The organism is Mesorhizobium sp. M7A.F.Ca.US.011.01.1.1, from assembly GCF_003998295.1.
In the GTDB taxonomy this organism is placed as follows: domain Bacteria; phylum Pseudomonadota; class Alphaproteobacteria; order Rhizobiales; family Rhizobiaceae; genus Mesorhizobium.
Genome location: NZ_RZRT01000060.1, coordinates 1 through 13,046 on the forward strand (window position 1 = coordinate 1; position 13,046 = coordinate 13,046).

The following is a 13,046-nucleotide window of genomic DNA, read 5'->3' on the forward strand; positions in this document are numbered from 1 at the left end:
AGCGGTTCGGCATGACGCATTTCGTCAATCCGAAGGAGATCGACGGCGATGTCGTGCCCCACCTCGTCAACATGACCAAGCGCGGCGCCGACCAGATCGGCGGTGCCGACTACACATTCGACTGCACGGGCAGCACCAAGGTGATGCGCCAGGCGCTGGAAGCCTCGCATCGCGGCTGGGGCAAATCGGTCGTCATCGGTGTGGCCGGTGCCGGCCAGGAGATTTCGACACGGCCGTTCCAGCTGGTCACCGGGCGCACCTGGATGGGCACCGCCTTCGGCGGCGCACGCGGCCGCACCGACGTGCCGAAGATCGTCGACTGGTACATGGACGGCAAGATCCAGATCGACCCGATGATCACCCACACGCTGAAGCTCGAGGACATCAACAAGGGTTTTGATCTCATGCATGAGGGCAAATCGATCAGGAGTGTCGTGGTTTACTGAGCAGGACCACAAGTCGCCGACCAGCCGGCCTGCGACTTCTGGGTTCACAACTGGGAGGAAAAAAGAATGCCGGAAAAACTGCATTCGAAAATCGACAATGGACTGCCCCGGGAAAGCGCCAGCTTTGCCGGCGGCACGCTGGTCTGCGCCTGCACCAGCAAGCCGGTCAGGGTGAAGGTCAAAGGCCAGATCGCCCACAACCACGCCTGCGGCTGCACAAAGTGCTGGAAGCCGGAGGGCGCGGTGTTCTCGGTCGTTGCCGTTGCCGGCACCGGCGACGTCACCGTCACCGAGAATGGTGACAAGCTGAAGGTGGTCGACCCCTCGGCGCTGATCCAGCGCCATGCCTGCACCGGCTGCGGGGTGCACATGCACGGACCGGTCGAGCGCGACCACCCGTTCAAGGGCCTGTCCTTCATCCATCCCGAGCGCTTCGAGGAGGACGGCTGGTCGCCTCCGGGCTTCACTGCCTTTGTCTCGTCGATCATCGAATCCGGTGTCGATCCAAAGCGGATGGACGGCATCCGTTCGCAGCTGAAGACGATCGGGCTCGAACCCTATGACTGCCTCAATCCCGGACTGATGGACTATATCGCAACCTGGACGGCGAAGAAGTCCGGCGCCTTGCCGGCCTGACTATCGTGAGATTTCAGGGTATGGGGCCGGACAGGTTTCCGGCCCCTGCTCGTTCTGGAGAGACAATGCCCTCACCCGCCATTCTCGTCGATGCCGACGCCTGCCCGGTCAAGGCCGAGGTCGAAAAAGTGGCCGACCGGCATGGCGTCGTTGTCACCTACGTCTCCAATGGCGGCCTGCGGCCATCGCGCGATCCGATGATCCGCAATGTCGTCGTCTCAAAGGGCGCCGATGCCGCCGACGACTGGATCGTCGACAATGCGCGGACCAACGACATTGTGATCACCGCCGACATTCCGCTGGCCGCCCGCGCGGTGGCGCTCGGTGCGCATGTGCTTGGACCGACCGGGCGCCCCTTCACGCCGGAAACGATCGGCATGGCGGTGGCGATGCGCGACCTAAAGCAGCATCTGCGCGAGACCGGCGAAAGCAAGGGCTACAATGCCAGCTTCGCCCCGCAGGACCGGTCGCGGTTTCTCGGCGAACTCGACCGCATCTTGCGGCGGGCCGTGAAATCAGCCACACCGGATTAGCGCTATCCAGGGCTGGAACCACCATGGCCGCCGAAGCTCCGATAGACAAACCCATTCAGCGCCACATGCTGTTCGCTGTGTCGGCCTGCGTTGGCGTTTTTGCGCTTCTCGTGGCGTTGCTGCTGCACGCCCCGCTTGCCTATTCGATCGGCGCCAACGCGTTCTTTGCCGCCTATGTCATTCTCGTCGTCGCCCAGATGCCGAAGTTCACCGGCAGGTATCTGAGCAGGAATGCGCGTGCCACGGACCAGCCTGTGCTGGTCATCTTCGCTGTGACGCTTGTCGTCGTCGGCGTTGCCGTTATCTCATTGTTCCTGCTGATCAATCAGAAGGACAGAAGCCATCCCGTCGAGCTCACCTTCGCGCTGCTGTCGATCCCGCTCGGCTGGTTCACCATTCATGCCATGGCAGCGCTCCATTATGCCCATGTCTACTGGATGGACGGCGATGCGGTGGATGCCGAGACCAGGAAGAAAATCCCTGTCGGCGGACTGCTGTTTCCGGGCGACAAACGGCCGGAGGGCTGGGACTTCCTGTACTTCTCGACGGTGATCGGCATGACGGCACAGACCGCCGATACCAACATCTCGACAACGCATATGCGTCGTGTCGTGCTTGTCCATTCGATTCTGTCGTTTTTCTTCAACACGGTTATCGTCGCCGCCGCCGTCAATCTCGCCGTCAGCCTGGGCGGTCCGTAATAAATCCGTGATCGGATGAAACATCGGTTTGGATCGCGACGTATCAGGAGGACAATGAACGCGCAGGCCATGCCGTGAGGCCGGGAGACGAAACACGATGGAATCCGTTGCCAGAAGCCAATCCGCCGCCGATCGAGGCGCTTCTGCGTCGAACGACAAAACGCTGATCTACCGGCAGTCGCGCTGGACGCGGCTGACGCATTGGCTCTGGGCTATCTCCTTGTTCTTCATGCTGCTGTCAGGCCTGCAGATCTTCAATGCCCGTCCGCAGCTCTATATCGGCAAACAGTCGGGCTTCGACTACAACAACACCATCTTCGCCATCGGCGCCGAGAATACCAACACCGGGCCCCGCGGCTACACCGAAATCTTTGGGCATCGCTTCGACACCACGGGCGTACTCGGCTGGTCGGGGCCGGCAGGCCAGGAGACGTCCCGCGCCTTTCCGTCATGGGCGACCATCCCGTCCTACTATGATCTCGGCACGGCTCGCGTCATCCATTTCTTCTTTGCCTGGATACTGACCACAACGTTGATCGTCTGGCTGGTCGCCAGCACCGTGAACGGCCATCTGCGCCGCGATCTCGCGCCGCGCCTCGATGATCTCAAGCGCTTGCCGCAAGACATCATCGACCACGCCAAGCTCAAATTCCACCACAGGCGGGAATACAACACGCTGCAGAAGATGGCTTATGGCGGCGTGCTTTTCGTGCTGTTGCCGCTGATGATCATCACCGGCCTGGCGATGTCGCCAAGCATGAATTCGGTGCTGCCCTTCCTCAACGATCTGCTCGGTGGCCGGCAGACGGCACGCACCATCCATTTCACCGTCATGGTGCTGCTGGTCGCCTTCTTCGTCGTCCATATCCTGATGATCCTGGCCGCCGGCCCGATCAACGAACTGCGCTCGATCATCACCGGTTGGTATCGCACCGATCCTCCCGCACAGGACGACAAACCCGTCGAGAGGAGTGCCTGACATGGCAAAATTCCAGATCAGCCGCCGCAAATTCCTGACCGGTGCCAGCCTTGGCGTCTCCGGCATCATGCTGTCGGGCTGCGACGCCTTCGACAGCCAGCTAAGCATCGGCAGCGGCCTGCGCAGTTTTCTCGAAAACGCCAATGACCTGACATACCGGGCACAGCGCCTGCTTGCCGGACGTGACGCGCTGGCGCCGGAATTCACCGAGGCCGACATACGCCAGCCGCAGCGGCCGAACGGTGTCACCGCTCCCGATGACGATGTTTACAAAGGCCTGCTCGCCAACAATTTCGCCGACTGGCGTCTGGAAGTGACGGGCCTCGTCGAAAAGCCGCTGTCGCTTAGCCGCGAGCAGCTTCAGAACATGCCGAGCCGCACCCAGATCACCCGCCATGACTGCGTCGAAGGCTGGAGCTGCATCGCCAAATGGACCGGCACCCCGCTGTCGCTGGTGCTGGACCAGGCGGTGGTCAAACCGCAGGCGCGCTACGTCATGTTCCATTGCCTCGACACAATCGACCGCAGCCTGTCGGGCGACATCAAATATTACGGCAGCATCGACCTGATCGATGCCCGTCACCCGCAGACGATCCTCGCCTATGGCCTGAACGGCAAGCCGCTGCCGGTCGAGAACGGCGCGCCGCTGCGCGTCCGCGTCGAGCGCCAGCTCGGCTACAAGATGCCGAAATACCTGTACAAGATCGAGCTGGTCGACGGCTTCGCCAGCATCGGCGGCGGCCGCGGCGGCTATTGGGAAGACAATGGCTACGACTGGTACGGCGGGATCTGAACAGCATACCGAAAACGGATGATCCGCCAGCCCTCAGGCTCCGGCGCGACCGCGCCTACAGCGACCGGCGAAACAGCTCGCCTTTTCCGGCAATCTGCTCGCCAATGCCGCCAAGCCGCAGCATATGCCAGGCAAGTGCATGGTTGCTCGAAGTGACCGGTTTCTTCAGCTCCTTCTCGACCTCCTCGATGATCCGGGCAACGCGCATGCTGGTGCAGGAAACGAACACGGCCTCACACTCGCTCGATGCGCCGATCTCCAAAATGGCCTGCTTCACCGATGCCGGCGTGATGCGTGCAACGACATTGTCGTCCGCCTCGTTGAAGGAGCCCATGACCGGAATATCCATCCCCCGCGCCATCAACGATGCCCGCAGGGAATGATTGATTTTCGCGAGATAAGGGGTTAGCACCGCGATGCGCGAGACGCCCAGGGCCTTCAGCGCGGCCCGCGCCGCCGTCACCGGGTTGGTCACTTGCACGCCCAGCAGCACCTCGTGAACGCGCGCGGCTACCTTGTCCTCGCCGATGACAAGCGCTCCCGACGTACAGGCAAAGCCGATCACATCGAACTTGACGTCCGGCAAGAGCCCGACAGTTCCCGGAATCACGGCCGACATCTTCATCAAGTTTTCCGGCGTGATCTCGACATCGCTGTAAAGCCGGGCCTCGTACAGCGCGATGTCGCAAGCGGGCAGCGTATAGCGGAATTCATCCTCGATGGTCTGGTCGGTCCGAAGCACGAGCAGGCCGAGATTGGCGCGGGTGCCGATACCGTCGTCGGTCTTGAAAGGAATGTGTTCCTTGTCAAGGACAAGCGTATCGTCGGAGCGGGTAACCGGGGCGTCCATGGTGCAGTCCCCTTCTTGATGCCAATCAGAATTGTCGACAATAGAAACGGCAACATCGCTGAAACTGTCAAGGGCTCCATGCAGATACGGACCTAAGAAATGCCCGAATTTCAAACCTGGGTAGAGCTTTTTAGTCGCGGATCCATGCGCCGTTGACAAAGGTCGGCGTCGTCCTGTTGAATTGTCGACAATAGAAACGACAGCCATTCGGGACGGCAATGCGCATATTGATCTTGGGCGGCGGCGTGGTCGGGATCACCACGGCCTATCAGCTGCAAAAGGACGGCCACGCCGTCACCGTTCTCGAGCAGGCACCGCAGGTGGCCGAGGGTGCAAGCTGGGCAAACGCCGGCATGATCGCGCCCGGCCACTCCTTCGTCTGGTCGTCGCCGGCCGCTCCCAAGATCCTGCTGAAGTCGCTGTTCCTGAAAGACCAGGCGCTTCGTTTCAAACTCTCCGCCGACCCGCATCTCTACACCTGGTCGCTGCGCTTCCTCATGCAATGCACGGCCGCCAAAGCGCGCCGCAACACTCTGCTCAAACATCGGCTTGCGGTCCATTCCCAATCGGTCCTGCAGGCGGTCGTCAGGGAAGAGGCGATCCAGTACGACAGGACGTCGGCCGGCATTCTTTACTTCCACCGCAGCCGTCAGGCGCTCGACAAGGGCATCGCCAACATGCGCCTGCTGGAAGCCGACGGCCAGGAGATCCGCATCGTCGACGCGCAGGAGATCGTTGACCGCGAACCGGCGCTGGCGTCGTCGCGCGGCAGCATCGCCGGCGGTATATTGTGTCCGACCGACGAAACCGGCGACGCCGCCAAGTTCACGCGCGCGCTGGCGGCCATCGTCGAAACGAGGGGCGGCAAGATCCTGACAGGCACCAAGATCGTCGGAATCGAGCGCAGGAACGACGCGATCACCCGGGTCGTCACCGACAAGGGGGAGGTCTTGGCCGACGCCTACGTTCTGTGCCTGGGCGCGGAAAGCCCGATCCTGGCCCGCAAGATCGGACTTGGTCTGCCGATCTATCCCGTCAAGGGATACTCCCTGACCATTCCCATCGTGGATCAGGCACTGGCTCCAAAGGTTCCCGTTATCGACGAGCATAATCTCGTTGCCATCACGCCGATGGGCGATCGCATCCGCGTCACCGCCACCGCGGAGTTCGCAGGCTATGATCGCAGTCACAAGCCCTCGGATTTCACCTTCATGAAGCGCGTCACGCAGGACCTGTTCCCGCGCGGCATCGCCTATGATCGCGGCGAAATGCGGGCTTGCCTGAGGCCCATGACGCCCGACAACCTGCCGATCCTCGGCCTGCGCGACATCCGAAACCTGTGGCTGAACACCGGGCACGGCCATATCGGCTGGACGATGGCGCATGGATCGGCCCGTATCATCGCCGATCTGATCGCCGGCCGGACCGCGCCGGTCGCCCTCGACGGTATCCTTCCCACACAGGCGCGGTTCACCGAACCAAGCGCCGCAAAGGCTTGACGACGCCATGCTCCGACCCGCCAGGCAAAGCAACCGGGACAACAGCGCGGCGGTGGCATCCAAGCCGATCAAGACCGGCCCGCGTGTCTATGAAGAAATCCGTCGCATGGCGATGGACTATCGCTTCAAGCCGAACGAGCGCATCAACGAAGTGGCGCTTGCCGCCAGGCTGAATGTCAGCCGCAGCCCGATCCGGGAGGCGCTCCAGCGATTGGTCACAGAAGAACTCATCACTTTCCAGACCAATCGCGGCTTCTTTTGCCGGGGCTTCGATGTCGACGAGATCGTCAATCTTTCCGACGTGCGGGCGGTGCTCGAGGAGCGCTCCGTCAGGCTGGCGGTCCAGCGCGCGACCAATGAAGAGCTCGCCGCGCTCGTCGACTGGTGGACGCTCACCATGGCGCGCGCCGACTCGTTTTCCAGCGCCGAGCTGACCGCCAGGGACGAGGAGTTTCACATCCGCATCGCCAGGCTGTCAGGCAATCCCGAACTGGCGCGCATGCTCGAAGGCATCAACACGCGCATCCATTTCGTTCGCAAAATCGAAGTGGAGAAGCACCGGCGGCTGTCGACGACCTACACCGAACACAGCGAAATCGCCCGCGCCATGGTAGCCCGCGATGCCGACAGGGCAGCCAGGCTCATGGATGACCACATCGCCATCAGTGTCGCCGATGCCATGTCGACCGTTCGGGAAGGGCTGGCACGGATATACATCGACGTCGACCAGATCTAATCGGGCAACCCCAGCTTTGACCGAGGCAACCCCCTACCACTCAGGCAACCTTGTCGAGCAGCGGCCTCAGCGCCGGATGGATTTCCGGTGAGGCGTGCTTGATCAGGGTCAACAGCGCGCGTTCGTTCTCGTAAAGAGGCCTGTCGACGCCGATATGTTCGATCAGCCAGCCGGCTTCGCCGGCATCGATCGTCTCGGCGCGGCGGGCCAGAGCCTCGGCCGCCCTGTTCCTGGCTTCCCACTCGGCCTCGATGTCGCCCGGGGACCGATAGGCTTCCATGATGCCGGCAAGGCCGCCAGAGATCATGCGGCTGAAGAAGCCGCCGATTTCCGGATCGGCATGCTCGAGGAAGGCATCACGGCGCAGCGCCACATCGCGCGTCGGTGCTTCGTAGCCGGCCGAGCACATGACGAAATTGGCGATCGCCTTGACGAACAGCTCGTTCCAGGACGGATCGTTGTGCCCCTGAGCAGTGCACTCGTTGATCTTGAACAGCACCTCGGCCTCGGCGCGCGTGATGGCGATGTTGCCGTCGCCGCCATGGGCATGGAGGATCCGGCGCAGCAGCTCGACCTCCGCCTGTGCGATGAGGCCGGGAGCCAGCGTGCCGCCGAGCATCAGCGGCCCCTTGCCGTCAATGACGGCATGCGCCACCTGCTCCAGCGCATAGACGCAAAGCTGGCTCGGCGACGATCTTGCCTGTTCCAGCACATGCACCAGCAATTCGAGCTCGGTCCGGCTGTCGACCATGCCATCGCGCGAGATCGTGCGGATCAGCCAGTCGGCATTGTCCTGCGAGATATAGCCCGACGGCTTTTCCTGGTGGACGATATAGTCGGTAACCGCCTCGACGAAGAAGGGCGGCCATTCCTCGCATTTGTCCTTCGCCGTTGCATCGAGCGCAAACAGCGCCTCGGCCTCGCCGCGCGTCACGACGCCATCGCCGAACACTTCATGGCGCAACATCGCCACGTCCTCCGCGGCGATGCGGCTTTTCGAGGTCAGCCCGGCCACCGGCGCGCTCATGATCAATTCGCCCATTTGTCGTCCCCGTCCGCCGTCGCCAAGCGCCGGCCCCAAGCGTCATACAAGCCAACATATCAGCAGTGTCTTGAAAAACCGGCAGACGGCGTGGTTAGCGAAGACTTGTCGGCCAACGCAGGTCGCCCAAAAACGTGCCGCGGTTTTGAAGAATGGCATGCACGCGCTTTAGATGTCGCTGACAGGTGACAAGCCGTCGCGCGCGAGCTATGGATGGCGCGTCGAGGACTCAGGGTCTGAGTCCTACCTGTTTGCGGGAGAGAACAGCGAGAGCTGTCGCCGAAGGGGAAATCGCCCGAAATCTCTCAGGCAAAAGAACCGTAGACGGGAAAGACACTCTGGAAAGTCGGGGCTTGCCCCCGCGCCGAAGGTGTAAGCGCCGCTGACAGAGCTCCGGCTGCGCGAGTCTCTCAGGCTTCAGACAGAGGGGCACGGACTGGTCGCCATTCGCGGCCGATTGCGTGCGACTCTGGAGACGACATGACGGGCGACGATACAAGACACCTACCCCTCGAAGACATCCATGTGGCCGCCGGTGCGCGTTTTGGCGCTTTTGCCGGCTGGTCGATGCCGCTGACCTATCCGGCGGGCGTCATGAAGGAACATCTTCACACCCGCGAACAGGCCGGCCTGTTCGACATCTCGCATATGAAGCTGTTCGAAGTCAGCGGGCCGGAGGCGGTTGCGCTGCTCAACCGCGCTTGCCCCTTGGATGCAGGCGCACTCCAAATCTCACAGTCCAAACTGTCCTTTTTCCTCAACGAGGCAGGCGGCATTCTGGACGACCTGATCGTCACCAGACTTGGCGATAGCAGGTTCATGGTGGTCGCCAACGCAGGCAACGCCGTCGCCGACGAAAAGCATTTGCGTGCACTTGCCGCGGATTTCGACGCCAGGGTCGAGCCGCTCGACCGCGTCTTCCTGGCCATCCAGGGTCCTGAAGCCTGGGCTGCTCTTTCCCGCGCCGGCATCGAGACCGGCTCGCTGCTGTTCATGCATGGGGTCGAACCGCGCAAGAACTGGTTCATGAGCCGCTCCGGCTATACCGGCGAGGACGGTTTCGAAATCGGCCTGCCGGAGGCCGATGCGCGCGACCTCGTCGCGAAGCTGCTCGGCGATGAACGCGTGCTGTGGATCGGGCTGGCCGCCCGCGACAGTCTGCGGCTGGAGGCCGGGCTCTGCCTGCATGGCCAGGACATCACGCCGGAGACCGATCCGGCCAGCGCCGCGTTGATGTGGGCGATTCCAAAGGACATCCGCGCTTCCGGCGCTTTCATCGGCGCCGATGCGCTCCGCGCCGCGGTGGAACGAGGACCCGCGCAAAAGCGCGTCGGCCTGAAGCCGGAAGGCCGCCAGCCGGTGCGCGCCGGTGCTGCGCTCTTTGACGCCGACGGCAATCCCGCCGGCCATGTCACATCGGGCGGCTTCGGCCCCTCGGCCGGCCATCCGGTCGCCATGGGCTATGTCTCGACACCTCTGGCAAAGCCGGGAACGCGGGTCTTCGCCGATGTTCGCGGCACGAAAATCTCGGTCGATATCAGCTCCCTGCCCTTCACACCGCATCGCTACCGCAAAGGATGATCTCAATGGCAACGACCTACTTCACATCAGATCACGAATGGCTCCGCGTCGAGGGCGGCGTCGCCACTGTCGGCATCACCGATTACGCGCAGGAGCAGCTCGGCGACCTCGTCTTCGTCGAACTGCCGGAGACCGGAAAGAAATTGACCAAGGGGGACACCGCCGTCGTGGTCGAATCCGTCAAGGCGGCATCCGATGTCTATGCGCCGGTCGATGGCGAGATCATCGAAGCCAACGGCGCGCTGTCGTCGGATCCGTCGCTGGTCAACTCGGCGGCAACCGGGGCCGGCTGGCTGTGGAAGATGAAGCTCGCCGACGAGGGCCAGCTCGCGGCTCTCATGGATGAGGCCGCCTACAAAGCTCATATCGGCTGATATCAGGACGTATTGACATGACCGCAGCACTCACTCCCTTCTCGGCCCGCCATATCGGTCCTGATATCAACGATGTCAGAGCCATGCTTGCCGTGATCGGCGTTCCGTCCGTCGAGACGCTGATCAGCCAGGCCGTGCCGCAGTCGATCCGCCTCGACTTGCCGCTGACCCTGCCCGCACCGGCCAGCGAAGCGGAAGCGCTGGCCGAATTGTCGGCGACCATGGCCAAGAATACGGTGCTGAAGAGCTTCATCGGCGCCGGCTATCACGGCGTCCATGTGCCGCCGGTGATCCAGCGCAACCTGTTCGAGAATCCGGCCTGGTATACGGCCTACACGCCCTATCAGGCCGAGATCAGCCAGGGCAGGCTCGAGATGCTGTTCAACTTCCAGACGCTGGTCACTGAATTGACTGGTCTGCCGGTGGCATCGGCATCGCTGCTCGACGAGGCGACGGCGGTGGCTGAAGCTGTCGGCATCGCCTTGCGCCACCACCGCGACAAGCGCACCAAGATCGCATTTGCCGGCACGCCGCATCCGCAGACGCTGGACGTGGTGCGCACCCGCGCCGAGCCGCTCGGCATCGAGATCAATGGCGAGACGATCGACGACAACACCGCCGCTTTGCTCGTCTCCTGGCCGGATACGTTTGGTGTCTATGGCGACCACAAGGCAGCGATCGACAAGGCCCGCGCCACGGGCGCCATCGTCGTGTTCATCGCCGACCCGCTCGGCCTGACGCTGACCGATGCGCCGGCCAAGCTTGGTGCCGACATTGCCGTCGGCCCAATGCAGCGTTTTGGCGTGCCGATGGGCTTTGGCGGGCCGCACGCCGCCTATTGCGCCGTCTCCGACAAGTTGACGCGGCTGATGCCCGGCCGCCTTGTCGGCCAATCCACCGACAGCAAGGGCCGGCCCGGCTACCGGCTTGCCTTGCAGACACGCGAGCAGCACATCCGCCGCGACAAGGCGACCTCCAACATCTGCACCGCGCAGGCGCTGCTCGCCAACATGGCGACCGCTTACGCCATCTGGCACGGCCCCGCCGGGCTGCAGGCGATTGCCGGGCGCATCCACGCGCTCGCCAACCGCCTGGCAAGCGGCCTGAAGGCGGCCGGTGCGTCGGCGCTCGGCACCAGCCGCTTCGACACGGTGACGGTAGAGGCGAAGGGCAAGGCCGCGCAGATTGCCGCGGCCGCCGAAGAGACCGGCCGGCTGCTGCGCGTCATCGACGCCGACCATGTCGGCATCAGCTTCGATGAGACCTCGACCGATGCCGATCTCGATGCGATCGCGGCCCTGTTCGGCGCCAAGGCCGCTCCCTCGGCCGACAGCACTGTGCCCGGCAAGCCGCGCGGCAAGGAGTTTCTGACCCAGCCGGTCTTCCACGAAAACAAGTCGGAAACCGAGATGATGCGCTTGCTGCGCCGGCTGGCCGACAAGGACCTGGCGCTCGACCGCAGCATGATCCCGCTCGGATCCTGCACCATGAAGCTCAACGCGGCGGCCGAAATGATGCCGGTGAGCTGGCCAAGCATCGCCAATTTGCATCCCTTCGCACCGGCCGCGCACTCGGCCGGTTACCGCGCCATGATCGGCGAGCTGGAAGGCTGGCTGTCGGAAATCACCGGCTTCGATGCGGTCAGCCTGCAGCCCAATGCCGGCAGCCAGGGCGAATATGCCGGCCTGCTCGCCATCCGCGCCTATCACCGCTCGCGCGGCGAAGGCCATCGCACCGTCTGCCTGATCCCCTCCTCCGCTCATGGCACCAATCCGGCAAGTGCTGCGATGGCCGGCATGAGCGTTGTCGTCGTGCGCTGCCTGGAGGACGGCAATATCGACATGGACGATATGAGAGCCAAGGCCAACGAGCATTCCAAGAATCTCGCGGCGCTGATGTTCACCTATCCCTCGACGCACGGCGTCTATGAAGAAGGCGCCCGCCACCTCTGCGCCCTCATTCATGAGCATGGCGGCCAGGTCTATTTCGACGGCGCCAACCTCAACGCGCTGGTCGCCCTTGCCCGCCCTGCCGATATCGGCGCCGACGTCTGTCATATGAACCTGCACAAGACCTTCTGCATCCCGCATGGCGGCGGCGGGCCCGGCATCGGCCCGATCGGCGTCAAGGCGCATCTGGAGCCCTATCTGCCGGGACATGTCACCGAGGGTTCTGCGCACGCCGTGTCGGCCGCACCGTTCGGCAGCGCCTCGATCCTGCCGATCACCTGGATGTATATCCGCATGATGGGCGCCGCCGGACTGAAGCAGGCGACGGAGACCGCCATCATCTCGGCCAACTACGTGGCGACACGGCTCGCACCGCACTTCCCGCTGCTCTACAAGGGCCGGCACGATCGTATCGCGCATGAATGCATCCTCGACACCCGTGTGCTCAAGGAGAGCGCCGGCATCAGCGTCGATGATATCGCCAAGCGCCTGATCGACTACGGCTTCCACGCGCCGACCATGTCGTTCCCGGTCGCCGGCACGCTGATGGTCGAGCCTACCGAATCCGAGCCCAAGCGCGAGCTCGACCGCTTCTGCGAGGCGATGATCGCCATCGCAGGCGAAGCGGCGAAAGTCGCCAGGGGCGAATGGCCTTTGGCCGACAATCCGCTGGTCAACGCGCCGCACACGGCCGCCGAGGCACTGGCCGGCCAGTGGACCCATCCCTACTCGCGCCTGGAGGCGGCCTATCCCGCCGGCGACGCCGACACGGCGGCCAAGTACTGGCCGCCGGTGTCGCGCATCGACAATGTCGCCGGCGATCGCAACCTGGTCTGCTCGTGCCCACCCCTGTCGGACTATCTGGGCGCGGCGGAATAGCAGAGCATGATCCCGAAAAGTGGACACCGGTTTTTCGGAAAAGATCAT

The 13,046-nt window shown here is 63.3% G+C and carries 13 protein-coding genes and 1 riboswitch; of the genes, 11 read left to right on the forward strand and 2 right to left on the reverse strand.

Annotation, left to right across the window (positions count from 1 at the left end; all coding sequences use genetic code 11):
* The 6 genes from EOA13_RS30905 to EOA13_RS30930 form a co-directional block, all read left to right on the forward strand.
* Window positions 1–446 (forward strand): zinc-binding dehydrogenase (locus EOA13_RS30905; RefSeq protein ID WP_164780443.1); only part of this gene is annotated, 446 nt, incomplete at its 5' end.
* A gap of 66 nt (window positions 447–512) precedes the next feature.
* A complete protein-coding gene (gfa, locus tag EOA13_RS30910) occupies window positions 513–1,082 on the forward strand; it encodes an S-(hydroxymethyl)glutathione synthase (RefSeq protein WP_127297195.1) in 570 nt (189 codons plus the stop codon).
* Window positions 1,083–1,147: 65 nt separating this feature from the next.
* Window positions 1,148–1,615 (forward strand): YaiI/YqxD family protein, encoded by a 468-nt coding sequence (locus EOA13_RS30915; protein WP_127297196.1) that lies wholly within the window; start codon window positions 1,148–1,150, stop codon window positions 1,613–1,615.
* A gap of 23 nt (window positions 1,616–1,638) precedes the next feature.
* Window positions 1,639–2,316 carry a DUF1345 domain-containing protein gene (locus EOA13_RS30920; protein WP_127297197.1) on the forward strand — a complete coding sequence of 226 codons (678 nt, stop codon included), beginning with the start codon at window positions 1,639–1,641 and terminating at the stop codon, window positions 2,314–2,316.
* A 97-nt stretch (window positions 2,317–2,413) separates the two neighbouring features.
* Window positions 2,414–3,295, forward strand: a complete 882-nt coding sequence (locus EOA13_RS30925; protein WP_127297198.1) for a cytochrome b/b6 domain-containing protein — start codon at window positions 2,414–2,416, stop codon at window positions 3,293–3,295.
* Between the two features lies 1 nt (window position 3,296).
* On the forward strand, window positions 3,297–4,088 hold the full coding sequence (locus tag EOA13_RS30930) for a molybdopterin-binding protein (RefSeq protein ID WP_127297199.1): 792 nt from the start codon (window positions 3,297–3,299) through the stop codon (window positions 4,086–4,088).
* A 55-nt stretch (window positions 4,089–4,143) separates the two neighbouring features.
* Here the strand turns inward: EOA13_RS30930 and EOA13_RS30935 are convergent, their stop codons facing one another.
* Window positions 4,144–5,145, reverse strand: coding sequence for an Asp/Glu racemase (locus EOA13_RS30935; protein WP_245490532.1), 1,002 nt, complete (start codon window positions 5,143–5,145; stop codon window positions 4,144–4,146).
* A gap of 11 nt (window positions 5,146–5,156) precedes the next feature.
* Here EOA13_RS30935 and EOA13_RS30940 point away from each other — a divergent pair, with 11 nt between their 5' ends.
* Together EOA13_RS30940 and EOA13_RS30945 are read left to right on the forward strand one after the other, a co-directional pair.
* Window positions 5,157–6,437 (forward strand): D-amino acid dehydrogenase, encoded by a 1,281-nt coding sequence (locus EOA13_RS30940; RefSeq protein WP_127297200.1) that lies wholly within the window; start codon window positions 5,157–5,159, stop codon window positions 6,435–6,437.
* Between the two features lie 7 nt (window positions 6,438–6,444).
* The gene (locus tag EOA13_RS30945) at window positions 6,445–7,173 is read left to right on the forward strand and encodes a GntR family transcriptional regulator (RefSeq protein ID WP_127297201.1); all 729 of its coding nucleotides are present in this window, start codon (window positions 6,445–6,447) and stop codon (window positions 7,171–7,173) included.
* Window positions 7,174–7,213: 40 nt separating this feature from the next.
* On the opposite strand, the gene EOA13_RS30950 is transcribed toward EOA13_RS30945, so the two are convergent.
* Entirely contained in the window at window positions 7,214–8,215 is a 1,002-nt protein-coding gene (locus EOA13_RS30950; RefSeq protein ID WP_127297202.1) for a hypothetical protein, read from the reverse strand.
* A 244-nt stretch (window positions 8,216–8,459) separates the two neighbouring features.
* A riboswitch (glycine riboswitch) is annotated at window positions 8,460–8,546 on the forward strand.
* Between the two features lie 149 nt (window positions 8,547–8,695).
* On the opposite strand from EOA13_RS30950, the gene gcvT reads away from it, so the two are divergent.
* From gcvT to gcvP, 3 genes are read left to right on the forward strand one after another with little or no spacing between them, the layout of a single operon-like run.
* Window positions 8,696–9,796: a glycine cleavage system aminomethyltransferase GcvT gene (gene gcvT, locus EOA13_RS30955; protein ID WP_127297203.1), complete on the forward strand. Its 1,101-nt coding sequence runs from the start codon at window positions 8,696–8,698 to the stop codon at window positions 9,794–9,796.
* A 5-nt stretch (window positions 9,797–9,801) separates the two neighbouring features.
* The gene (gene gcvH, locus EOA13_RS30960) at window positions 9,802–10,170 is read left to right on the forward strand and encodes a glycine cleavage system protein GcvH (RefSeq protein WP_127297204.1); all 369 of its coding nucleotides are present in this window, start codon (window positions 9,802–9,804) and stop codon (window positions 10,168–10,170) included.
* Window positions 10,171–10,187: 17 nt separating this feature from the next.
* The gene (gene gcvP / locus EOA13_RS30965) at window positions 10,188–12,998 is read left to right on the forward strand and encodes an aminomethyl-transferring glycine dehydrogenase (protein WP_127297205.1); all 2,811 of its coding nucleotides are present in this window, start codon (window positions 10,188–10,190) and stop codon (window positions 12,996–12,998) included.
* Window positions 12,999–13,046 lie beyond the last annotated feature (48 nt).

Excerpts from the sequence above, each read along its gene's own strand:
- gfa (WP_127297195.1), top strand. The coding sequence starts at position 513 with ATGCCGGAAAAACTGCATTCGAAAATCGACAATGGACTGCCCCGGGAA.
- EOA13_RS30915 (WP_127297196.1), top strand. The coding sequence starts at position 1,148 with ATGCCCTCACCCGCCATTCTCGTCGATGCCGACGCCTGCCCGGTCAAG.
- EOA13_RS30920 (WP_127297197.1), top strand. The coding sequence starts at position 1,639 with ATGGCCGCCGAAGCTCCGATAGACAAACCCATTCAGCGCCACATGCTG.
- EOA13_RS30925 (WP_127297198.1), top strand. The coding sequence starts at position 2,414 with ATGGAATCCGTTGCCAGAAGCCAATCCGCCGCCGATCGAGGCGCTTCT.
- EOA13_RS30930 (WP_127297199.1), top strand. The coding sequence starts at position 3,297 with ATGGCAAAATTCCAGATCAGCCGCCGCAAATTCCTGACCGGTGCCAGC.
- EOA13_RS30935 (WP_245490532.1), bottom strand. The coding sequence starts at position 5,145 with ATGGCTGTCGTTTCTATTGTCGACAATTCAACAGGACGACGCCGACCT.
- EOA13_RS30940 (WP_127297200.1), top strand. The coding sequence starts at position 5,157 with ATGCGCATATTGATCTTGGGCGGCGGCGTGGTCGGGATCACCACGGCC.
- EOA13_RS30945 (WP_127297201.1), top strand. The coding sequence starts at position 6,445 with ATGCTCCGACCCGCCAGGCAAAGCAACCGGGACAACAGCGCGGCGGTG.
- EOA13_RS30950 (WP_127297202.1), bottom strand. The coding sequence starts at position 8,215 with ATGGGCGAATTGATCATGAGCGCGCCGGTGGCCGGGCTGACCTCGAAA.
- gcvT (WP_127297203.1), top strand. The coding sequence starts at position 8,696 with ATGACGGGCGACGATACAAGACACCTACCCCTCGAAGACATCCATGTG.
- gcvH (WP_127297204.1), top strand. The coding sequence starts at position 9,802 with ATGGCAACGACCTACTTCACATCAGATCACGAATGGCTCCGCGTCGAG.
- gcvP (WP_127297205.1), top strand. The coding sequence starts at position 10,188 with ATGACCGCAGCACTCACTCCCTTCTCGGCCCGCCATATCGGTCCTGAT.